The sequence below is a fragment of the Inquilinus sp. 2KB_23 genome (assembly GCF_052115705.1).
Taxonomy (GTDB): Bacteria; Pseudomonadota; Alphaproteobacteria; order DSM-16000; family Inquilinaceae; genus Inquilinus; species Inquilinus ginsengisoli_A.
Map to the genome: position 1 here is coordinate 66,177 of NZ_JBFRHF010000035.1, position 19,113 is coordinate 85,289.

26 protein-coding genes, 1 tRNA gene and 1 pseudogene are annotated in these 19,113 nt (G+C 70.7%); 12 read left to right on the top strand and 16 right to left on the bottom strand.

What is annotated here, in order from left to right:
- The first annotated feature begins 24 nt into the window (after positions 1-24).
- Together AB4112_RS32510 and AB4112_RS32515 are read left to right on the top strand one after the other, a co-directional pair.
- Positions 25-555 carry an RBBP9/YdeN family alpha/beta hydrolase gene (locus AB4112_RS32510; protein WP_441725985.1) on the top strand — a complete coding sequence of 177 codons (531 nt, stop codon included), beginning with the start codon at positions 25-27 and terminating at the stop codon, positions 553-555.
- 112 nt (positions 556-667) lie between these two features.
- On the top strand, positions 668-1,234 hold the full coding sequence (locus AB4112_RS32515) for a cytochrome b (protein WP_309799717.1): 567 nt from the start codon (positions 668-670) through the stop codon (positions 1,232-1,234).
- On the opposite strand, the gene AB4112_RS32520 is transcribed toward AB4112_RS32515, so the two are convergent.
- Positions 1,235-1,579, bottom strand: coding sequence for an MmcQ/YjbR family DNA-binding protein (locus tag AB4112_RS32520; protein WP_441725988.1), 345 nt, complete (start codon positions 1,577-1,579; stop codon positions 1,235-1,237). It abuts the gene before it with no gap.
- A gap of 88 nt (positions 1,580-1,667) precedes the next feature.
- On the opposite strand from AB4112_RS32520, the gene relB reads away from it, so the two are divergent.
- The 3 genes and pseudogenes from relB (at position 1,668) to AB4112_RS32535 (ending at position 2,251) form a co-directional block, all read left to right on the top strand.
- Positions 1,668-1,976 carry a type II toxin-antitoxin system RelB family antitoxin gene (gene relB / locus AB4112_RS32525; protein WP_441725990.1) on the top strand — a complete coding sequence of 103 codons (309 nt, stop codon included), beginning with the start codon at positions 1,668-1,670 and terminating at the stop codon, positions 1,974-1,976.
- Positions 1,966-2,037, top strand: a pseudogene (locus AB4112_RS32530) (hypothetical protein); the annotation flags it as partial. The gene relB and the pseudogene AB4112_RS32530, both read left to right, overlap by 11 nt.
- Positions 2,038-2,107: 70 nt before the next feature.
- Entirely contained in the window at positions 2,108-2,251 is a 144-nt protein-coding gene (locus AB4112_RS32535) for a type II toxin-antitoxin system RelE/ParE family toxin (protein WP_441726033.1), read from the top strand.
- Positions 2,252-2,261: 10 nt separating this feature from the next.
- On the opposite strand, the gene AB4112_RS32540 is transcribed toward AB4112_RS32535, so the two are convergent.
- Both AB4112_RS32540 and AB4112_RS32545 read right to left on the bottom strand, forming a co-directional pair.
- On the bottom strand, positions 2,262-2,993 hold the full coding sequence (locus AB4112_RS32540) for a type 1 glutamine amidotransferase (RefSeq protein ID WP_441725993.1): 732 nt from the start codon (positions 2,991-2,993) through the stop codon (positions 2,262-2,264).
- Between the two features lie 102 nt (positions 2,994-3,095).
- A complete protein-coding gene (locus AB4112_RS32545; protein ID WP_441725996.1) occupies positions 3,096-4,448 on the bottom strand; it encodes an NAD(P)/FAD-dependent oxidoreductase in 1,353 nt (450 codons plus the stop codon).
- Positions 4,449-4,549: 101 nt separating this feature from the next.
- On the opposite strand from AB4112_RS32545, the gene AB4112_RS32550 reads away from it, so the two are divergent.
- Together AB4112_RS32550 and AB4112_RS32555 are read left to right on the top strand one after the other, a co-directional pair.
- The gene (locus AB4112_RS32550) at positions 4,550-6,067 is read left to right on the top strand and encodes a bifunctional metallophosphatase/5'-nucleotidase (RefSeq protein WP_441725999.1); all 1,518 of its coding nucleotides are present in this window, start codon (positions 4,550-4,552) and stop codon (positions 6,065-6,067) included.
- Positions 6,068-6,069: 2 nt separating this feature from the next.
- The gene (locus AB4112_RS32555; protein ID WP_309799732.1) at positions 6,070-7,047 is read left to right on the top strand and encodes a patatin-like phospholipase family protein; all 978 of its coding nucleotides are present in this window, start codon (positions 6,070-6,072) and stop codon (positions 7,045-7,047) included.
- Here AB4112_RS32555 and AB4112_RS32560 read toward each other — a convergent pair.
- Entirely contained in the window at positions 6,999-7,802 is an 804-nt protein-coding gene (locus AB4112_RS32560) for an AraC family transcriptional regulator (protein ID WP_441726003.1), read from the bottom strand. The two genes, AB4112_RS32555 and AB4112_RS32560, sit on opposite strands and share 49 nt — an antisense overlap.
- A 137-nt stretch (positions 7,803-7,939) precedes the next feature.
- Between AB4112_RS32560 and AB4112_RS32565 the strand changes: the two genes are divergently transcribed.
- From AB4112_RS32565 to AB4112_RS32585, 5 genes are all read left to right on the top strand, one after another.
- Positions 7,940-9,202: an MFS transporter gene (locus AB4112_RS32565; RefSeq protein WP_441726005.1), complete on the top strand. Its 1,263-nt coding sequence runs from the start codon at positions 7,940-7,942 to the stop codon at positions 9,200-9,202.
- Between the two features lie 78 nt (positions 9,203-9,280).
- Entirely contained in the window at positions 9,281-9,610 is a 330-nt protein-coding gene (locus AB4112_RS32570; RefSeq protein ID WP_309799739.1) for a hypothetical protein, read from the top strand.
- Between the two features lie 158 nt (positions 9,611-9,768).
- Entirely contained in the window at positions 9,769-10,071 is a 303-nt protein-coding gene (locus AB4112_RS32575) for a hypothetical protein (RefSeq protein WP_309799741.1), read from the top strand.
- Positions 10,072-10,165: 94 nt separating this feature from the next.
- Positions 10,166-10,627, top strand: coding sequence for a hypothetical protein (locus AB4112_RS32580; RefSeq protein WP_441726009.1), 462 nt, complete (start codon positions 10,166-10,168; stop codon positions 10,625-10,627).
- Between the two features lie 71 nt (positions 10,628-10,698).
- Entirely contained in the window at positions 10,699-10,884 is a 186-nt protein-coding gene (locus AB4112_RS32585; RefSeq protein ID WP_309799745.1) for a hypothetical protein, read from the top strand.
- A 63-nt stretch (positions 10,885-10,947) separates the two neighbouring features.
- Here AB4112_RS32585 and AB4112_RS32590 read toward each other — a convergent pair.
- The 12 genes from AB4112_RS32590 to glmS all read right to left on the bottom strand — a co-directional run.
- Positions 10,948-11,023 (bottom strand) — tRNA-Phe (locus tag AB4112_RS32590).
- 55 nt (positions 11,024-11,078) lie between these two features.
- Positions 11,079-11,273 carry a DNA gyrase inhibitor YacG gene (locus AB4112_RS32595; protein WP_309799746.1) on the bottom strand — a complete coding sequence of 65 codons (195 nt, stop codon included), beginning with the start codon at positions 11,271-11,273 and terminating at the stop codon, positions 11,079-11,081.
- 32 nt (positions 11,274-11,305) lie between these two features.
- Positions 11,306-12,403 carry a ribonuclease E/G gene (locus AB4112_RS32600; RefSeq protein ID WP_441726013.1) on the bottom strand — a complete coding sequence of 366 codons (1,098 nt, stop codon included), beginning with the start codon at positions 12,401-12,403 and terminating at the stop codon, positions 11,306-11,308.
- Positions 12,400-12,999 (bottom strand): Maf family protein, encoded by a 600-nt coding sequence (locus AB4112_RS32605; protein ID WP_441726016.1) that lies wholly within the window; start codon positions 12,997-12,999, stop codon positions 12,400-12,402. Before AB4112_RS32605 ends, AB4112_RS32600 begins: the two co-directional genes overlap by 4 nt.
- A 5-nt stretch (positions 13,000-13,004) precedes the next feature.
- Positions 13,005-13,223: a translation initiation factor IF-1 gene (gene infA, locus AB4112_RS32610; RefSeq protein WP_138885999.1), complete on the bottom strand. Its 219-nt coding sequence runs from the start codon at positions 13,221-13,223 to the stop codon at positions 13,005-13,007.
- A 131-nt stretch (positions 13,224-13,354) separates the two neighbouring features.
- Positions 13,355-13,801 carry a type II toxin-antitoxin system VapC family toxin gene (locus AB4112_RS32615; RefSeq protein WP_441726036.1) on the bottom strand — a complete coding sequence of 149 codons (447 nt, stop codon included), beginning with the start codon at positions 13,799-13,801 and terminating at the stop codon, positions 13,355-13,357.
- Between the two features lie 2 nt (positions 13,802-13,803).
- Entirely contained in the window at positions 13,804-14,103 is a 300-nt protein-coding gene (locus AB4112_RS32620) for a type II toxin-antitoxin system Phd/YefM family antitoxin (protein WP_441726019.1), read from the bottom strand.
- A gap of 64 nt (positions 14,104-14,167) precedes the next feature.
- Complete coding sequence (locus AB4112_RS32625; RefSeq protein ID WP_309799757.1) at positions 14,168-14,608, bottom strand: arsenate reductase ArsC; 441 nt, start codon at positions 14,606-14,608, stop codon at positions 14,168-14,170.
- A gap of 3 nt (positions 14,609-14,611) precedes the next feature.
- Positions 14,612-15,109 (bottom strand): UPF0262 family protein, encoded by a 498-nt coding sequence (locus tag AB4112_RS32630; RefSeq protein ID WP_309799759.1) that lies wholly within the window; start codon positions 15,107-15,109, stop codon positions 14,612-14,614.
- A complete protein-coding gene (gene hisD, locus AB4112_RS32635) occupies positions 15,106-16,404 on the bottom strand; it encodes a histidinol dehydrogenase (protein ID WP_441726023.1) in 1,299 nt (432 codons plus the stop codon). The genes AB4112_RS32630 and hisD overlap by 4 nt, the downstream gene beginning before the upstream one ends.
- Positions 16,388-17,062 carry an ATP phosphoribosyltransferase gene (gene hisG, locus AB4112_RS32640; RefSeq protein ID WP_309799762.1) on the bottom strand — a complete coding sequence of 225 codons (675 nt, stop codon included), beginning with the start codon at positions 17,060-17,062 and terminating at the stop codon, positions 16,388-16,390. Before hisG ends, hisD begins: the two co-directional genes overlap by 17 nt.
- A gap of 259 nt (positions 17,063-17,321) precedes the next feature.
- On the bottom strand, positions 17,322-19,113 hold a 1,792-nt coding region (gene glmS / locus AB4112_RS32645; protein ID WP_441726027.1), incomplete at its 5' end, for a glutamine--fructose-6-phosphate transaminase (isomerizing).

A 19,113-nucleotide genomic window follows, 5' to 3' on the forward strand; every position in this document is an offset into this window, starting at 1 on the left:
GCCCCGAAGCCGCATCAGGTCCCCATGAAATCCGCGGACGCATCCATCCTCATGGTCCCGGGGCTGTCGAGCCCGGACGAAAGCCATTGGCAGTCGCGCTGGCACTCGCGCCTGAAGACCGCGCGCTGGGTCGGTTCGGCGGAAGACCCGGCGGACCGCGCCAGCCGGGTCGAGGCCCTGGTCGCCGCGGCGGCGGAGGGCGACCGGCCGGTGGTGCTGATCGCCCATGGCCTGGGCGTGCTGGCCGTCGCCTTCGCCGCCCCACGCCTGAACGGCCGCGTCGCCGGCGCGCTGCTGGTGGCGCCGCCGGATCCGGCCAAGGCCGGCGCCCCCGGCTATGAGGATGTGCCGCGCGATCCGCTGCCCTTCCCCTCGCAGCTGGTGGCCAGCGCCAACGACCCGCATTGCGCCCCGGCGGTGGCCGAAGACCTGGCCGCGGCCTGGGGCAGTGGCTTCGTCGACGCCGGCGAGGCCGGGCATCTCGACAGCACCAGCGGCCACGGCCCCTGGCCGGAGGGCCTGACCCGCTTCGCCACGCTGATGGCGCGGATCTGACGCCACGCGGCTGCGTCGAATTGACCTGGGGGCAAACCGCCGGCTGCGGCCCGGCGAACCGTGAAGGCGGGCAGAGAACCCGTGCCCCCGACAATTCAACCACGAGCATCGAATGACGATCCAGCCGGCCGCCATGACCGCGGCCCCGACCGACCCATCCGCACGCCGGTATGACCGGGTGACGATCGTCCTGCACTGGCTGACGGCGGTGCTGGTGGTGACGCTGTTCCTGCTGGCCGAGACCTGGGGCTTCTTCCCGCGCGAGATCCGCAAGTTCGACCAGTCGCTGCACATCTCCCTCGGCCTGCTGCTGGCGGCGGTGCTGATCGCCCGCCTGGCCTGGCGCGGCAGCCGGGGCCGCCGCCTGCCGCCCGCGGCCTCCGGCCTGCAGCGCCTGGCGGCCAAGGCGGCGCATCACGCGCTGTATCTGCTGCTGGCGGCACAGGTGACGCTGGGCTTCCTGTTCCGCTGGGCGGAGGGTGAACCCTTCCAGTTCTTCGGCCTGTTCTCGGTGCCCGCGGCCTTCGCCCCCAACCCCGACCTGGGGCGGACCTTTGCCGGGCTGCACAACGACGTCGCCTGGATCATCATCGTCCTGGCCGGGCTGCACGCGGCCATGGCGCTGATCCACCACTACGCCCTGCGCGACGGCGTGCTGCGCCGGATGCTGCCGGGCTGATCAGCCGTTCGCCGCGTCGAAGTCCTGCACCAGCCGCTTCGGCGCCACCGCGCGCCAGCGGCGCAGCAGCAAGGCCTCGACCGCGCCGGGATCGGCCTTGGGCAAACGCATCAGCACCATCGGCCAGTCCCGGTAGTGCGGCGTGATGTGGAACACGTCGGGCTCAGCCTCCATCAGCATCTCGCGCTCATCGAAGCCGACGCCGAGGACCACCAGAGTCTCGCCATCCTCGCGCAGCCGGGTCAGGAGCTTGCCCTTCACCTTCAAGGCCGGCGTGCCGTAGGAGGTCGACCGTTCGACGCCGGGCCAGGCCAGAGCGATGGCGCAGACATCGTCGAAGGTCATGGCATCCTCCCCGCCCGCCCGCCCGGCGATTTGCATTGACGTTGTCTGCACATTATCATTGCGCATCACGGCATCGTCAGGTGATCTCATGCCCCGGATCAGCAGCCATCCGAAGGAAGAGAACTTCAACTTCCGCGTGTCGGCGGACCTCAAGGCTGCCTTCAAGGCGGCCACCGAGGCGGCCGACCGGCCGGCCGCGCAGGTTATCCGCGACTTCATGCGGGCCTATGTCGAGGAACGGCAGAAGCCCGAGCCCGGCTATGACGCCTGGTTCAGGGCGCAGGTGCAAGCGGCGATCGACGATCCGCGTCCCAGCATTCCCCATGACCGGGCCATGGCCGATGTGAAGGCGCGCCTGCAGGCGCGGATCGCCAAGGCCGCCGGGCGTGCGCGTTAACTGGCGCCCAGCCGCCCGGGAGGATCTTCTCGATATCGCCGACCACATCGACATCGACAATCCCGTCGTGGCGGTCGCCATTCTTGATGTGATCGAGCTGCAAGTTGCGATGCTGGCCGGCCCATCCGCGGATGGGCCGGCCCGGTCGCCTGCGGAACACGCGGGAACTGGTGGTCAACCACACGCCCTATGTCGTCGCCTATCGTATCGACGAAAGCGCGGTCACGATTCTACGCGTCATGCATGGCGCGCGAAAATGGCCGCGGCGCTTGTAGCGTCGCCCCGTCAGGCCGCCTGGCGGCTCTCCGCGTGGGCCGCGCGCACCATCTCCATCCAGCGCAGCCCGACCTGCCGGCCGAAGGCGGCGGCGCCGGGATGGTCGTTCATCAGCTGATCGCGATAGGTGGCGTAGAACTCCGGGAACCGGTCCTGCGTCCAGGCCTGGAAGGCGTCGACCCAGCCCTGCACGATCCTGGCCGTGACCTCGAGATGGAACTGCAGCCCGTACAGCCCCGGCCCGGCGGTGAAGGCCTGGTTCGAGCAGACCGGGTTGGTGGCCAGCAGCGTCGCGCCCTCCGGCAGGTCGAAGGTGTCATAGTGCCAGTGCATCAGCCGCGGCAGCGGCACCAGGCCCTGCAGCAGCGGATCGGCCTCCGCCGCCGCGGTCGGCTGGATCGCGGTGAACCCGACCTCCGGCGTGTGGTGGCGCCGGACGGTGCCGCCGAGCGCACGGGCCAGCAGCTGGCTGCCGAGGCAGATGCCCAGCACCGGCTTGCCGGCGGCGGCGAAGGCGCGGATCGCCTCGATCTGCGCCGGCAGATGCGGATGGGCGATATCGTCGGCCGCGTGCTGGGTGCCGCCCAGCACCAGCAGCCCGTCATGTCCTGTCGCGTCGGCCGGCAGCGCGTCGCCGTGCTCCGGGAAGCGCACATCCTCGGTGCCGCCGGCCTCGGCGATGGCGGCGCCGATCACGCCGGAGGGCGAGATGTCGTTGTTCTGCAGCGTCAGGATCTTCATGGCGTCACGTCTCCGGCCAGCCCGTCCCGAAGGCTACGGTCGGGCTGCCCAGCGGCCAAATGCGCAGAATGCGGGGCGGCCCCGGCGTCAGAGCCGGGGCTCCTAAAGAAGGTCCTGCACCATGAACTTGAGATACGCCGCCTTCAGCAGCCAGCGCCGCCAGCGGCCGAGCGGGAAGCGGGTCGGCGGCGTCGCCATCAGCGCCGGGATGCCGACGCCCGGCACCGGGCCGCCGGTCATGGCATGGGCGATGGCGCGGCCGGCCCAGCCGGCGCTGGCCACGCCGTTGCCGTGATAGGCCAGCGCGTACCAGACGCCGGGATCGTCCGGCACCTGGCCCAGCATCGGCGTCAGATTGGCCGACAGGCAGACCAGGCCGGACCAGAAATGGGTGGTCTCGACATCGCGCCAGGCGGGATAGGCGATGCCGATCCGGCCCTCCAGCCAGCGGCGGTAGCGCGCCGACGCCTCCGGGCTGCCCCAGGTGCCGCCGCGGGCGCCGAGCAGCAGCCGGCCATCCGCCAGCAGCCGGAAGTAGAACAGCAGGTTGCGGCTGTCCGACAGCGGCGTCCCGGTGGTCCAGCCCTGGGCCGCCTGCTCCGCCGCGGTCAGCGGCCTGGTCGTGACGATGTTGGACAGGGCCGGCAGGAAGGTGCCGGCGAGGTAGGGATGCAGCGCGTCGGTGGTGTAGCCGTTGGTGGCGATCAGCACCCGCTTGGCCCGCAGCGACCCGCCTGACGTGACCAGCCGGTGGCCGCCGCCCTCCCGCACCCAGCCGGTGACGCGGCTGCGGTCGTGGATCCTGACGCCCCGCGCCAGGGCGGCGCGGGTCAGGCCGCGATGGTATTTCAGGGGGTGCAGGCCGAAGCCGGCGGCGTGATGCAGCGCGCCATGCGCCTCCGGCCCGGCATGGCCGCGCTCGCGCAGCTCATCCCGGCTCCACAGCGTCGAGGTCAGGCCGGTGACCTCGCGGTCCCAGCGCGCCTCCTCCTCCAGCTCGCGCACCCGGCTGGGCTTGCGGGCGACGCTGATGACGCCGTCGCCCTGGCGATCGAAATCGATGCCCTCGTCCCGGCTCAGCTGCGCCACCAGCTCCGTCGCCTCGACCTGGGCGGCGTAGTAGCGGCGGACCTCGTCGCGACCGACCCGCTTCAGCATCGCGGCACCCGACAGCTTGGCGGCGCCGACGCAGTTGAAGCCGCCGTTGCGGCCGGAGGCGCCCCAGCCGATCCGGCCGGCCTCCAGCACCCGGACGTCGACGCCGAGGTCGCGCGCCAAATGCAGCGCCGCCGACAGGCCAGTATAGCCGCCGCCGATGACCGCGATGTCACAGGCCTCGTCACCGGCCAGCGGCACACAGCCCTCCGGCGGCGGTCCGGCGGTGGCCTCCCAATAGCTCGAGACGGTGTGGGCGGTGTCGGCGGTGGCCGGATGGTAGAGACTGCCCTGGGTCATCCGATCCGCTCGCTTGTCACCGGTCTGAAACGCCGGCGAGGATGACATCCGGCCGTGGCCCGGTCCATGCTGGCACCGCCATCCGGAGGGAGATTCCAGCCATGCAGGGCCCGTCGCGCCGCCAGGTCATGCTCGCCACGCTGTTCGCCGCCGCCCCGCTGCCGGGCTGGGCCGCCGCCACGCCGCTGCGCCTGGCCTTCCTGCACGTCAACGACGTCTACGAGATCGGCCCGGTGCGCGGCCAGGGCGGCTTCGGCCAGCTGGCGACGCTGCTGAAGCAGGCCCGCGCCGCGAATCCGCACAGCATCACCACCTTCGGCGGCGACACGCTGTCGCCCTCGGTGATGTCGGGCCTGACCAAGGGCTCGCAGATGATCGACCTGTTCAACGCCGTCGGGGTCGACTATGCGGTCTGGGGCAACCACGAGTTCGACTACGGGCCGGAGCTGGCGGCCCAGCGCGTCGGCGAATCGAAATTCCCCTGGCTCGGCGCCAATGTCCTGGGCAAGGACGGCAAGCCGTTCGGCGGCGGCATCGCCACCGCCACCCGCCAGGTCGGCGACTACACCATCGGCTTCCTCGGCATCCTGACGCCGGACACCGCGACGCTGTCCAGCCCCGGCCCCGACATCAGCTTCCCCGACATCATCGCCACGGCGAAGCAGGCGGTGGAGGCGCTGAAGGCCCAGGGCGCCAACATCCTGGTGGCGCTGACCCATCTCGGCTTCGCCCAGGACCGGCAGCTGGCGCAGTCGGTCAAGGGGCTGCACCTGGTACTGGGCGGGCACGACCACGACCCGATCATGTTCTACGAGAACAACGTCCTGGTCTTCAAAGCCGGCTACGACTCGCACTATCTCGGCGTGGTCGAGCTGGAGATCTCGACCCGCGACACCAAGGACGGCCCGATCATCGCGGTGCTGCCGAGCTGGGAGGTGCGGCCGACCGCGGGGGTCGAGCCGGATGCCGAGATTCAGGCCAAGGTCGACAGCTACAACAAGGCGCTGAATGATGCTTTGGGCGTGGTCATCGGCAAGACCGCGGTCGAGCTGGACAGCCAGCGCGGCAGCGTCCGCACCCGGGAGACGACGATGGGCGACCTGATCGCCGACGGGGTGCGCTGGGGCACGCCGGGCGCCCAGATCGCCATCATCAACGGCGGCGGCGTCCGCGGCGACCGGCTGATCGCCGCCGGCACCGAGCTGACGCGCAAGGACATCCTGGCCGAGCTGCCCTTCGGCAATGTCGCGGTGCTGCTCGAGCTGAAAGGCGCCGACATCCGCGCGGCACTGGAGAGCGGCGTGTCCCAGGTCGAGGCCGTCGCCGGGCGCTTCCCCCAGGTCTCGGGCCTGGCCTTCACCTGGGATCCGGCCAAGCCGCCCGGCAGCCGCATCGTCTCGGTCACGGTCGACGGCGAACCGCTGGACGATGCCGCGACCTACCGCGTCGCCACCAACGACTACATGGCCGGCGGCGGCGACGGCTATGCCGCGATGACCAGGGGCAAAGTGCTGGTCGACGCCTCGGCCGGCCGGCTGATGGCGACGGTGGTGATGGACTACGTCACCTCGGTCGGCACCGTGGCGCCGAAGGTCGACGGCCGGATCACGCGGGTCTAGCGATGACGATGGATGCCGACGCCGAGGCCCCTCCGGTCCTCGGCCTGACGCTCGGCGGCGGTATCGCCCGCGGCTGGGCCCATATCGGCGTGCTGCGCGCGCTGGACGCCGCCGGCATCCGGCCGCAGGTGGTGTGCGGCACCTCGGTCGGCGCCCTGGCCGGCGCCGCCCATCTCTCCGGCCGGCTGGACGTGCTGGAGGCCTGGGCCCTCGGGCTGAACCGGCAGCGGATGATCGCCTATCTCGATTTCGGCCTGGGCCAGCCCAGCCTGATCAGCGGGCGCAAGCTGGGCCGGCTGCTGGACCAGAGCTTCGGCGACCTCAGGATCGAGGATCTCGGCGTGCCGTTCGGCGCCCTCTGCGTCGACCTGTTCACCGGCCACGAGGTCTGCCTGACCAAAGGCCGGGTGTCCGAGGTGATCCAGGCGTCCTACGCCCTGCCGGGGGTGTTCCCGCCGCGGCGGGTCGGGCGGCACATGCTGGTCGACGGCGCCCTGGTCAATCCGGTGCCGGTCTCGGTCTGCCGCGCGCTCGGCGCCGAGGTGGTGATCGCGGTCAACCTGAACGGCGACATCATGGGCAAGACCCGCGTGCCCGGCGGCGGCTATGCCCATATCGCCGGATTCGACGTCCTGGAGCTGATGCCGGGCGGCGGCCTGCTGAGCGGCATCAACGGCATCGCCCGCAAGCTGTTCCGCCGCGACCCGAACGCGCCCAGCCTGTTCGGGGTGATGATGGCGTCGCTCAACATCGTGCTCGACCGCACCGGGCGCAGCCGCCTCGCCGCCGAACCGCCTGATGTGCTGATCGCACCGAAGCTGGGCCATATCGGCAGCGCCGAATTCGATCGGGCGGCGGAGATGATCGACCTCGGCTACGAGGCGGCGGAGGCGGCGATCCCCGACATCCGCGAGGCGCTGCGCGTCACCTCCTACGGCCTGGAACCCGGGGCGCCGCCGCCGGAGGCCGCACCGAAGTAGCGGCTGGGCGGGACGCCCAGCAGGCGCTTGAACATAGTGGTGAAGGCGGCTGCACTGTCATATCCGAGGTCGAGGGCGACCACCGTCACCGGCTCGCCCGCGGCCAGCCGCGGCAGGGCGTGGAACAGGCAGGCCTGCTGCCGCCAGGCGGACAGGCTGAGGCCGGTCTCCTGCCGGAACAGGCGGGTGAAGGCCCGGCGGCTCATCGCCAGGGCATCGCACCAATCGTCGATCGTGTCGTGCGGCGTCGGCCCGTCCAGGAAGTGGCGGCAGCGGGCGGCCAGCGCCGCATGGCCCGGCAGCGGCAGGTTCAGCGGCAGCACCGGCATCCGCCCGATTTCCTCCAGGATCAGCGCCATGATCAGCCCTGCCCGGCTGTCCCGATCATATTCCAGCGGCAGGTCGACGGCCTCGATCAGCAGGCTGCGCATCAGGGCGGAGACGCCGACCACCTGGCATTCCGCCGGCAGGCCGGGAACCGCATCGGGCTCGACATAGACGCTGCGGACCTTGACCGCGCCGATCGACTGCACTTCATGGGTGATGCCGCCGGGAAGCCAGACGCCGCGCTCCGGCGGCACCACCCAGCGCGCCTGCTCGGTCCGGACCAGCAGCACGCCGTCGCTGCCGTACAGCAGCTGCGATCGCCGGTGCCGGTGCGGCAGGATCGTGAAATTCACCGGATAGTCGTTGCCGAGGGCGACGATCGGGCGAGGCGTGTCCTCGTAATCGAAAATGGCGGCGTTTCGGACCATGGCCCACTCTCAAAACTAATAGACCAAAGCACGAAAGCAGGTCGGGCGGAAAGGCGTATGGTGGGCCGAACCGACGGCACCCCCGCCGCCGGGTGCCTCAATGATGCACCGCTCAGCGGGCATCGGGAACATTGGGAATGACGAGCGGAACAGCGATAGCGGGCGGCGCGCCCGATCTGACCCAGACGACAGGCCGGCCCGACGCCGAGAAGACGGTTTTCGTCATCCTGGCCGCGATCAGCTTCAGCCATCTGCTGAACGACATGATGCAGTCGCTGCTCCCGGCGCTGTATCCGATGCTCGCGACCAACTACGGCCTCGATTTCGGCCAGGTCGGGCTGATCACCTTCGTGTTCCAGCTCACCGCCTCGATCCTCCAGCCGGCGATCGGCCTCTACACCGACCGCAAGCCGCAGCCCTTCTCGCTGCCGATCGGCATGGCCTTCACCCTGGTCGGGCTGATCGTCCTGTCGGTCGCCACCAGCTTCCCGATGCTGCTGCTGGGCGCCGCCTTCGTCGGCATGGGATCGGCGGTGTTCCATCCGGAATCCTCCCGCATAGCCCGGATGGCCTCGGGCGGCCGGCACGGGCTGGCGCAGTCGCTGTTCCAGGTCGGCGGCAACATCGGCTCCGCCATCGGCCCGCTGCTGGCCGCCTTCATCGTGCTGCCGCGCGGCCAGTCCAGCATCGGCTGGTTCTCCGCCGCCGCCCTGCTGGCCATCCTGGTGCTGTCGAGCGTCGGCGCCTGGTACCGGCGGCAGCGCCGGACCATCCGGGCCAAGCCGCGCCAGGCCGCCAGCCAGATCGTGCTGCCGCGCCGCACGGTCGGCATCGCCCTGGGCGTCCTCGGCATGCTGGTGTTCTCGAAGTACATCTACCTGGCCAGCCTCACGAGCTACTACACCTTCTACCTGATCGAGACCTTCCACGTGTCGGTGCAGCAGGCGCAGATCCACCTGTTCATCTTCCTCGGCGCGGTGGCGGTGGGGACGGTGGCGGGCGGCCCGATCGGCGACCGCTTCGGCCGCAAATACGTGATCTGGGGGTCGATCCTGGGGGTGCTGCCCTTCACCCTGGCCCTGCCCTATGTCGGGCTGACCGGGACGGTGATCCTCAGCATCATCATCGGCCTGATCCTGGCCTCGGCCTTCTCCGCCATCGTCGTCTATGCGCAGGAGCTGGTGCCGGGCAAGACCGGCACCATCGCCGGGCTGTTCTTCGGCTTCGCCTTCGGCATGGGCGGCATCGGCGCCGCGGTGTTGGGCGAGGTCGCGGACCTCACCAGCATCGGCTTCGTCTACCGCCTCTGCGCCTTCCTGCCGCTGATCGGCATCCTGACCGTCTTCCTGCCCGATCTGGAGCGGCCGCGGCGGGCGATCGCGGCGGTGCCGGCGGAATAGCCGCGCCGTTGGACCGGCGGCCGCATCGGTCTATCCTGCCTGCTTCGGCATGCAGTCGACCGGCGCGGGAGGTCGCGGATGGACACGATGCAGCGGATCCGGTCCGGCGCGGCTGTTCTGCCGGTCCTCCTTGCCTTCGGCCACGGTCCGGCCGCGGCGCATGACATCTGGATCAACCGCGGCGGCTATGTCGAATATGGCACCACCAACCATTGCTGCGGCGAGCGCGACTGCACCCCCTGGCCGCGCTCGGACATCGAGGAGAGCCACGACGGATTCACCATCCGGTCGACCGGCGAATTCGTGCCGCGCTTCAAGACCCTGAGCAGCGAGGACGGCGACTACTGGATCTGCCGCAAATCCACCCACGCCGTCCGTTGCTTCTTCACGCCCTCGCCCGGATCCTAGCTCGCCCGGATCCTAGTCGGCCCCTCCGCGCATCGATCGGACGCAGCGGCGCGAACCTGTCATGATCGGGCCCAACCGCCGAATCTCCGGCGCCGCGGGGACCGCGGGCGCCGGATGGATCCGCCGCCCTAACCCCTGCCCAGGAACAGGAGTCGGCCATGGCGATCAACGGCGACAAGGAGCGGCGCCAGGAGGCGAGCCGGATCCTGCGCGGCTACCTCAACCGCTGGGAGACCGGCACCACCCCCAGCGAGCTGGAGCGCGGCACCCTGTATCGGGCGATGAAGAGCACCCGCAACCGCGCGCCGTTCCAGGTCATCTGGTCCTGGCTGGCCCTGCTCGACCCGGCGAACACGCCCGACCTCGACCGGCAGCGGCCCGACGCGGACGGCGCCCGCTATCCGCTGGCGGATTACCGGCGCTTCGTGTCCGAAAGCGGGACCTTCCGCCTGAACGGCTAGGGCCCCGACGCCCCTGGCGCTTTACGCAGCAGTAAGGTGAGCAGCCGCTGCGCCGCCGCTATACCCGTATCGGAAACTCGATCGGGAGCGGTACATGCGCGGATCCGTCCAGGACCCCGGAGGACGGGCCCGTCGGGCCATCGCCGACATGCGCGACATCCTGGTCCGGATCCTGAGCGGCGCGATGGCCCCGAGCTGGTGGCAGCAGCGCCAGCTGCGCCGGTGGCGGGACGTCATCATCCATCTCGGCCGTCCCGACGACCCGGCCTGGGGCCGCATCGCGCAGGTCACGGTGATCGCCTTCTGGCTGGATGCGGCCGAGGCCGTCGACGAACGGGCCGCCGAAGGGCCGCTGGCCCCGGCCGACCTCGCCGCGATGATCCGCGACCTCGATCGGGCCGCGCTGCTGCACCAGCCCTCGGGCCAGGCCCCGGATCGCCCGCTCCTCCCCCTGCCCGGCGTCCGACGCCGCGAGCCGGTCCAGCGCACCGCGTCGCATGGCCGCGATCACCACACCACGGCGCGTCTGCGCGGCGTCGACGTCCAGGACCGCTGACGGCGCAGCCGCTTGGCGTCATGATGGCGGCCGGCCCGGGGATCCGGGATGCACCGAGCTGGGGTGATGCCGTGCGGCTGTGTTCGCTTCTTCTGATCTGCGCCGCGCTGGCCGCCTGTGGCAGCGAGCCGCCCAAGCCGCCCCCGCCCAAGCAGCCCAGCGTGCTGGACAAGGCGGTCGCCCCCGCCGCCGGCCTGCTCGGCGTCAAGGTCGGGCCACAAGGCGGCCTGATGCTGCCGACCAAGCCGAAGCCTTGATCGCGCGCGCGTCGCAACCGACCCAGAGGCCCGTCGGTTGCGCCATTCTCTTGGGAAGGGGAATGGTGCCCAGGGACGGAGTCGAACCGCCGACACGGGGATTTTCAATCCCCTGCTCTACCAACTGAGCTACCTGGGCGCCGTTGTCTCCGCGGTGCGGAGGCCGTGCTTATAGGAAACCGAAGGCCGCCTGTCTAGCGGTCATCTTCATCTCGCTGCAATGTTTCGTCTTCGTCGGTCTCGGGCTTCACCGGAACGGCGTAAGCCTCTGAAAACCAACGGCCGAGATCGATGTCGGCGCAGCGGCGCGAGCAGAAGGGGCGGAACTTCTGCTCCGTCGGCTTGCGGCAGATGGGGCAATGCCCCCTGGTTTCGGTGATCGTGGTCATGGCTCTCAGAATCGGGTCGGGGCGGCTTAGCTTCAAGTCTCAATGATCGCGGCCAGCGCCTGGCCGCGCCGCTCGCGCGCCAGCTCGGCCAGGCCCAGCGGCGACAGCGCCTCGCCGAGCTGGACCTTCAGCGGGTCGTCGGCCAGCGCGGCGCGGAAGGCGTTGAGAATCGCGGCCTTGTCGCCGCCGCGGCGCATCGAGATGAAATCCACCACCACGGTGCCGCCGATGTTGCGCAGCCGCAGCTGGCGGGCGATCTCCGCCGCCGCCTCGCGGTTGGTGCGGAGATGGTCGGGCGACCGGCCGCCATCGACGTCGATCGCGGTCAGCGCCCGCGTGGCCTCGATGGTGATGCTGCCGCCGGAGGGCAGTGCCACGGTCGGGGCCAGCAGCGCGTCCAGGGCGTCGCCCAGCGGCGTCGGGCCACCGGCGATGCGGGAGGCCAGCTCGGGCACCGCGGCCGCTGCCCAGCGCTGCAGCGGCGGCAGCAGGGCGGCGCCGTCGACCACGATGCGGGCGACGTCGGGATGGTCCAGGATCAGCCGCCTGATGGCACCGGGCGCCGGTTCCAGCAGCGCCGGGGCGCGGGTGGTCTCGGCCCGGTCGGCGATGGTCTCCCAGCGCCGGCCCAGCCGTTCGGCCTCGGCCAGCACCTGGTCGGGCGGGACGGCCGCGGCGGCGGCGCGGACGATCCAGCCGCCGGCCAGGCGCTGCTGCCACTCGCGCTTCGCCGCGGGGCCCAGCCGGTGCGACACGGCGACATTGGCCGAGAACGGCAGGTGGATCACGGTGGCGCCGGGCAGCGCGATGTCGCGGGTGGCCTCGGCCCCCTTTTCGCCCCCCCCTTTATCGCCTCGGGGATCGGCGATGATCTGGACCATCACCGGCGCGCCGGCGCGCAAGGCATCGGCCTCGGGCCCGCGCAACGGCAGGAAGGCGCTGCGGCCGGTGCCGATGTCGAGGAAGGCGGCGGCGGAGACGCGGTCGACCCGCTCGACCCGAGCCAGGAACACGGCGCCGGACAGGCCGGGCCGCGTCGGGCGCTCGGCGGCGAGGTCGGTCAGACGGCCGTCGACCACTAGGCCGGCCAGCAGGATGCCGTCCGACTCGGTGATCTCGATCGCCCTCACCAGCGGTAGCCCGCCCCTCGCAGCAGCTGCGAGGTGTCGAACAGCGACAGGCCGACGATGTTGGAGTAGGAGCCCTCGATGGCGCGGATCAGCATCGCCGCCCGCCCCTGGATGGCATAGCCGCCGGCCTTGCCGCGGCCTTCGCCCGAGGCGACGTAGTCGTCGATCTCGGTCGGGCTGAGCTGCTTGAAGATGACGCTGCTCTGCGCCAGCCGCAGCCGCATGGTGCCGTCCGGCGCGATCAGGCAGACCCCGCCATGGACGCGGTGCCGCCGGCCGGAGAGGAGTTCGAGGCAGCGCCGCAGCTCCTCGTCGGTCTCCGCCTTGGGCAGGATGCGCCGGCCGCAGCCGACCACGGTGTCGGCCGCCAGCACGAAGGCGCCGGGCACCTGCGCCCGAATCGCTTCGGCCTTGGCCTGGGCGAGGCGCCGGGCATGGGGGCCCGGCAGCTCGCGCTTCAGCGGCGTTTCATCGAGATCGGCGGGCAGGACCTGGTCCGGAACAATGCCGATCTGGCGCAACAAATCGAGACGCCTCGGCGAAGCCGAGGCGAGAACAAGCACGTCGGTCGTGCCCGTCCGGTCTGGAGCGGGCACGGGTGTTACTTGAATCGGAAGGTGATGCGACCCTTGGACAGGTCGTAGGGGGTCATTTCGACATTGACCCGATCACCCGCGAGCACCCGGATGCGGTTCTTGCGCATCTTGCCGGATGTGTGCGCGAGAACTTCGTGATCGTTGTCGAGCTTCACCCGAAACATCGCGTTGGGGAGCAGCTCGGTCACGGTGCCCGAGAACTCGATCAAATCTTCCTTGGCCATCCATACTCGCCATGTTGAGAAACCGCCCAAGAAGTGGGCGACTGCCATTCTTGGGTCAAGCTGTTTGTTCGGGCCGGAGCCTGTCTCGGCCACTATTCCAGTATCTGCGGTCCTCGTCCGGACCTCGGGCGTCACGCCGGCCCGGCGCGATCGCTCCACGGATTGAACACCGGAACGTCGGCGCGCCGAAAATCCTCGACGTTCCGGGTGGCGACGCCGAGGTCGTGGACGATCGCGGTCGCGGCGATGAGGGCGTCCGGCTGCGCGTAGGTGTAGTTGGCCTTCTGCCCCTCATACACGAGGCGTCGCCAGGCCAGGACGACATCCTCGTCGACATCGAGGATGCGATCCCCGAACCACAGCCTGACACCGTCCCGCAGCCAGGTTTCCAGCTCGGCGCGGAACCCGGGATCCGAGACCCGCTCGATCCCGAGGCGGATCTCGGCGACGGTCACGCGGCTGAGATAGCAGGAGGCAGGAGGCACGCCTTCAGCCCAGGCCCGAACGGCCCGATCGCACCGCGCCGCCTTGCGCAGCTCCGACACGACATTGGTGTCCAGCAGCCAGCCGCGCGGCATGATCAAAAGGACGGCATGTCGCGCATCGGCGCCGACTCGCGCACGCCTTGGCCGTCGAAATCATCCAGCGCCGCGAACGGTCCGCTGCCGAAGAGCGCGGCGAGGCTCACATTGGCGGCCGGGGCCAGACGGGCATAGTCCGAAGCCGACAGGATCACCACGGCATCCTGCCCGTGCACGGTGACGCGCTGCGGCCCCTTCTCCCGGGCGAGTCGCACGACCTCGCTGAGACGCGCCTTGGCGTCCTCCAGCTTCCACGCCGGCAAGGCGGACGGGGATGCATCCTTCTTGCGTCCGCTCATGACATATCTCCTGACTAGATTAGTCAGAATATGGGCGCATCGCGGCGGACCGCAAGGGCCATCCTCACGCCCCGCCCCGCGCCGCGTCGCCGAAGCGTTCACGGATGCGGGCCAGCAGCCAGTCGCGGACCTGACGGAAGGCGGCCATCCGGGTGTCGCGGTTGCCCTCGATCGCGGTGGGGTCGAAGGTGTTCCAGAACTCCAGCTCGCAGGCCGTGGTGCGGGTCATCTCAACGGCGCGGTGCTGCGCCTCCGGCGACAGCGAGATCACCATGTCGAAATTGTCGTCCTCGAGGTCGTCGAAGCCCTTCGGCCGGTGGCGCGCCAGATCGATGCCGATCTCCTTCATCACCGCCACGGCGAAGGGGTCCAGCTCACCCGGCCGGACGCCGACGCTGTCGACGAAGATGCGCGACCCCGCGACGTGCTTCAGGATCGATTCGGCCATCGGCGACCGGATCGAGTTCTGGGTGCAGGCGAAGAGGACGCTGGTCGGCCCCGCCATCGCTCACCCGCGAATCTGCAGGACGCAGAGCAGCGTGAACAGCCGCCGCGCGGTCGCGTGGTCGATGGCGATGCGCTCCGCCAGCCCTTCGCCGAGCATCACCGAGCCTTCGTCGTGCAGCCCCCGCCGCCCCATGTCGATCGCCTCGATCTTCGACGGCGGCGCGGTCTGGATCGCGGCGTAGTAGGTTTCGCAGACCATGAAGTAGTCCTTGATGATCCGCCGGAACGGCTGGATCGGCAGGGCCACGCGCTCGGGCTCGCCCTCGGGCCCATCCCCGGCCGCGATCTCGAAGATCAGCCGGCTCTCCTCCATGCGCAGGCGCAGGCGGTAGGGCCCGGCCGGGCCGTCGACCAGGCGGAAGCTGTTCTGTTCGATCAGGTCGTGGATCGCGACCCGGCGCTCATGCGCCACCTCGGGCGACCGGCGGACGGACGCGGCCTCGTCGATGACGACCTCGACGAGCTTTGCCTGCTCCCCGTCGCCATCGCCCCCGCTCATCCCTCGGCCTTCAGCCGCTGGGCGATCGACAAGGCGTGCGCCTCCAGCCCCTCGGCGCGGGCCAGCCGCACCGCGGCCGGGCCGATCCGGGCCAGGCCGGCGGCGTCGCAGCGCACCAGGGTGGTGCGCTTGACGAAGTCGAACACGCTGAGGCCGCTGGCGAAGCGGGCGCTGCGTGCGGTCGGCAGCACATGGTTGGGCCCGGCGACATAGTCGCCGACGGCCTCCGGCGCATGGCGGCCGAGGAAGATCGCGCCGGCATGGCGCACCCGGTCGGCCAGCCGGTCGGGATCGGCGACCGCGAGCTCGAGATGCTCGGGCGCCAGCCGGTCGATCAGCGGCACCGCGTCGTCGAGCGACCCGACCACGATCACGCCGCCGCGGTCGCGCCAGCTCGGCCCGGCGATCGCGGCCTTGGGCAGCGTCTCCAGCGCCCGGTCGACTGCCGCCACCACCGCATCGGCGAAAGCCGCATCGTCGGTGATGAGCACCGACTGGGAATGGATGTCGTGCTCGGCCTGGGCCAGCAGGTCGATCGCGATCCAGTCCGGGTCGTTGTCACCGTCGGCCACGACCAGGATCTCGGACGGGCCGGCGATCATGTCGATGCCGACGGTGCCGAACACCTGGCGCTTGGCCTCGGCGACATAGGCGTTGCCTGGGCCGGTGATCTTGTCCACGGCGCGAATGCTGGTGGTGCCGTAGGCCAGCGCCGCCACGGCCTGGGCGCCGCCGATGCGCCAGATCTCGGTGACGCCGGCGCGCTCGGCCGCGGCCAGCACCAGCGGGTTCAGCACCCCGTCCGGCGTCGGCACCACCATGGCGATGCGCCCGACCCCGGCGACCCGGGCCGGGATGGCGTTCATCAGGACGGAGCTGGGATAGTTGGCGAGGCCGCCGGGGACGTAGATCCCGACCGCGTCGATCGGGGTCCAGCGCGCGGCCAGGCCGATGCCGTCCTCGTCGACATAGGACAGGGCCGGCAGCACGGTCCTGGCGTGGAAGGATTCGATCCGCCGCGCCGCGAGGTCCAGCGCCGCCAGGGTCTCGGCATCGACCTGGGCCCGCGCCGCGGCGATCTCGCCGGCCGAGACGCGCAGGGTCTCCGGCGTCAGCCGGATGCGGTCGAAGCGCTCGGTGTAGTCGACCAGCGCTTCATCGCCACGGGCGCGGACATCGGCGACGATCGCGGCGACCGCGCCGGCGACGTCGGCATGGGCGCCGCGGCGGGCCGAGACGAAGGCCTCGAAGGCTTCGGCGAAACCGGGCGAGCGGGCATCAAGACGCAGCGGCATGGACGGCATTCCGGAAACGGTCGATCCATCCGGCGATCTCCTCCGGACGGGTCTTGAAGGCGGCGCGGTTGACGATCAGCCGCGAGGTGACGTCGGCGATGTGCTCGATCTCGCGCAGGCCGTTGGCCTCCAGCGTCGCGCCGGAGGAGACCAGGTCGACGATGCGGCGGCACAGGCCCAGCGAGGGCGCCAGCTCCATGGCGCCGTTCAGCTTGATGCATTCGGCCTGCACCCCGCGGGCGGCGAAGTGGCGGCGGGTGACGGTCGGGTATTTGGTGGCGACGCGGACATGGCTCCAGCGCCTGGGGTCGTCGGTCTCGGCCAGGTCCACCGGCTCGGCCACGGCCAGGCGGCAGGCGCCGATGCCGAGGTCGAGCGGGGCGTAGAGTTCGGGGTAGTCGAACTCCATCAGCACATCGTTGCCGGCGATGCCCAGCTGGGCGGCGCCGAAGGCCACGAAGGTGGCGACGTCGAACGACCGCACCCGGATCAGCCGGATGTGCGGATGGTTGGTGGCGAAGGACAGGCCGCGATGGCGCGGATCGTCGAAGGCGGGCTCCGGCTCCAGCCCGGCATGCGCCATCAGCGGGCGCAGCTCGTCCAGGATGCGGCCCTTGGGCAGGGCGATGGTCAGGGGATCGGGGACGGTCGAGGACATGATGCCCGATGGTTGGGACGGGAGCGCTTCCGCAGGAACGGGCGGCACCATAGCCGAAAGCGCGGCCGCGAGACCAGAAGAGCCCGCGACTCGCCCATGCGCGGATGGGCGGTCGGTGTGGCCGCGGCGCCTCCCTCCCGTGTCGCCCCTCATCGTCATTGCGAGCGCAGCGAAGCAATCCATCGGGCCGCCATTGTCGGTGAGGTCGATCGCGACCGTGGCCACGCGTTCGACCAGGCGGCGGAAAGCCGGCTGCCCCCTATTCCACCGTCACGCTCTTGGCCAGGTTGCGTGGCTGGTCGACGTCGGTGCCCTTGGCCACGGCGGTGTGATAGGCCAAGAGCTGCACCGGCACGGCGTAGAGGATCGGCGCCACGAAGGGGTCGACGCTGGGCAGGTCGATCGCCGCCACCGGGCCCGGCCCCAGCCTCTCGATGCCCTCGCGGTCGGAGAAGAGGATCACCTTGCCGCCGCGCGCCATCACCTCCTGCACATTCGACACGGTCTTGTCGAACACGGAGTCCCGCGGCGCCAGCACGATCACCGGCACCTTGTCGTCGATCAGGGCGATCGGTCCATGCTTCATCTCGCCGGCGGCATAGCCCTCGGCGTGGATGTAGCTGATCTCCTTCAGCTTCAGGGCGCCTTCCAGCGCCAGCGGATAGGACAGGCCGCGGCCGAGATACAGCACGTCGCGCGCCAGGGCCACCTCGTGGCTGAGCGTGCGGATGGTCTCGTCATGGTTCAGCACGTCGGCCAGCCGGCTGGGCACCTCGGTCAGCGCGGTCGACAGCTCGGCCTCGCGCACCGCGTCGATGGCGCCGCGCGCCCGGGCCGCCGCCACCGCCAGGCAGGCCAGGACGGTCAGCTGGGTGGTGAAGGCCTTGGTCGAGGCGACGCCGATCTCCGGCCCCGCCAGGGTCTGGATCACCGCGTCGCTCTCGCGCGCGATCGAGCTGTCGGGCACGTTGACGATCGACAGGATGCGCTGGCCCTGCGACCGGGCGTAGCGCAGCGCCGCCAGCGTGTCCGCGGTCTCGCCCGACTGCGACACGAAGATCGCCAGCCCGCCGGGCGGCATCGGCGCCTCGCGGTAGCGGAACTCGGAGGCGACGTCGATCTCGACCGGCAGCCGCGCCACCGTCTCGAACCAGTATTTCGCGACCATGCCGGCATAGAAGGCGGTGCCGCAGGCGATGATGGTGGCGCGCGGCACATCGGCGAAGTCGAAGGGCAGCGCGGGCAGCACGATCGCCCGCGCCGCGGGGTCGATCATGGTGCGCAGCGTGTCGCCCACCACCGCCGGCTGCTCGTAGATCTCCTTGAGCATGTAGTGGCGGAAGTCGCCCTTGCCGATCATCGCGCCGGTCATGGCGATCGGCTTGACCGCGCGCTCCACCTTGCGGTCCGCGGCGTCGTAGATCTCGACCCCGGTGCGGGCCACCACGGCCCAGTCGCCCTCGTCGAGATAGCAGATCCGGTCGGTCCAGGACCCGATCGCCAGCGCGTCGGACCCGACATACATCTCGCCGTCGCCGAAGCCGATGGCCAGCGGCGAGCCGCGGCGGGCGACCACCAGCAGGTCCTCCTCGCCGTTGAACAGGAAGGCCAGGGCGAAGGCGCCGTCCAGCCGCTTCAGCGCCGCGGCGCTGGCCTCGCGCGGCGGCAGCTGCTGGTCGAGGTAGTGGCTGACCAGATGGGCGACGATCTCGGAATCGGTCTCGGTGGCGAAGACGTGGCCGCGGCCCTCGAGCTCCTGCCGCAGCTCGCGGAAATTCTCGATGATGCCGTTGTGGACGATGGCGACGCGGTCGGTGGCATGCGGATGGGCGTTGGTCTCGTTCGGCCGGCCATGGGTGGCCCAGCGGGTGTGGCCGATGCCGATGGTGCCGTCGATCGGGGCCTCGCCCAGCCGCCGCTCCAGGTTGGCCAGCTTGCCCTCGGCCCGGCGGCGCTCGATCCGCCCGCCCACCAGGGTCGCGATGCCGGCGGAATCATAGCCGCGATACTCCAGGCGCTTCAGCGCCTCGACCAGGCGGCCGGCGACCGGC

Coding starts and splice junctions, on each gene's coding strand:
- AB4112_RS32520 (WP_441725988.1), bottom strand. CDS start 1,579: ATGACCTTCGACGATGTCTGCGCCATCGCTCTGGCCTGGCCCGGCGTC.
- AB4112_RS32560 (WP_441726003.1), bottom strand. CDS start 7,802: ATGGTCCGAAACGCCGCCATTTTCGATTACGAGGACACGCCTCGCCCG.
- infA (WP_138885999.1), bottom strand. CDS start 13,223: ATGGCCAAGGAAGATTTGATCGAGTTCTCGGGCACCGTGACCGAGCTG.
- AB4112_RS32515 (WP_309799717.1), top strand. CDS start 668: ATGACGATCCAGCCGGCCGCCATGACCGCGGCCCCGACCGACCCATCC.
- AB4112_RS32535 (WP_441726033.1), top strand. CDS start 2,108: ATGGGCCGGCCCGGTCGCCTGCGGAACACGCGGGAACTGGTGGTCAAC.
- hisG (WP_309799762.1), bottom strand. CDS start 17,062: ATGTCCTCGACCGTCCCCGATCCCCTGACCATCGCCCTGCCCAAGGGC.
- AB4112_RS32550 (WP_441725999.1), top strand. CDS start 4,550: ATGCAGGGCCCGTCGCGCCGCCAGGTCATGCTCGCCACGCTGTTCGCC.
- hisD (WP_441726023.1), bottom strand. CDS start 16,404: ATGCCGCTGCGTCTTGATGCCCGCTCGCCCGGTTTCGCCGAAGCCTTC.
- AB4112_RS32630 (WP_309799759.1), bottom strand. CDS start 15,109: ATGAGCGGGGGCGATGGCGACGGGGAGCAGGCAAAGCTCGTCGAGGTC.
- AB4112_RS32565 (WP_441726005.1), top strand. CDS start 7,940: ATGACGAGCGGAACAGCGATAGCGGGCGGCGCGCCCGATCTGACCCAG.
- AB4112_RS32615 (WP_441726036.1), bottom strand. CDS start 13,801: ATGCCGCGCGGCTGGCTGCTGGACACCAATGTCGTGTCGGAGCTGCGC.
- AB4112_RS32510 (WP_441725985.1), top strand. CDS start 25: ATGAAATCCGCGGACGCATCCATCCTCATGGTCCCGGGGCTGTCGAGC.
- AB4112_RS32575 (WP_309799741.1), top strand. CDS start 9,769: ATGGCGATCAACGGCGACAAGGAGCGGCGCCAGGAGGCGAGCCGGATC.
- AB4112_RS32620 (WP_441726019.1), bottom strand. CDS start 14,103: ATGAGCGGACGCAAGAAGGATGCATCCCCGTCCGCCTTGCCGGCGTGG.
- AB4112_RS32540 (WP_441725993.1), bottom strand. CDS start 2,993: ATGAAGATCCTGACGCTGCAGAACAACGACATCTCGCCCTCCGGCGTG.
- relB (WP_441725990.1), top strand. CDS start 1,668: ATGCCCCGGATCAGCAGCCATCCGAAGGAAGAGAACTTCAACTTCCGC.
- AB4112_RS32595 (WP_309799746.1), bottom strand. CDS start 11,273: ATGACCACGATCACCGAAACCAGGGGGCATTGCCCCATCTGCCGCAAG.
- AB4112_RS32555 (WP_309799732.1), top strand. CDS start 6,070: ATGACGATGGATGCCGACGCCGAGGCCCCTCCGGTCCTCGGCCTGACG.
- AB4112_RS32570 (WP_309799739.1), top strand. CDS start 9,281: ATGGACACGATGCAGCGGATCCGGTCCGGCGCGGCTGTTCTGCCGGTC.
- AB4112_RS32625 (WP_309799757.1), bottom strand. CDS start 14,608: ATGGCGGGGCCGACCAGCGTCCTCTTCGCCTGCACCCAGAACTCGATC.
- AB4112_RS32580 (WP_441726009.1), top strand. CDS start 10,166: ATGCGCGGATCCGTCCAGGACCCCGGAGGACGGGCCCGTCGGGCCATC.
- AB4112_RS32545 (WP_441725996.1), bottom strand. CDS start 4,448: ATGACCCAGGGCAGTCTCTACCATCCGGCCACCGCCGACACCGCCCAC.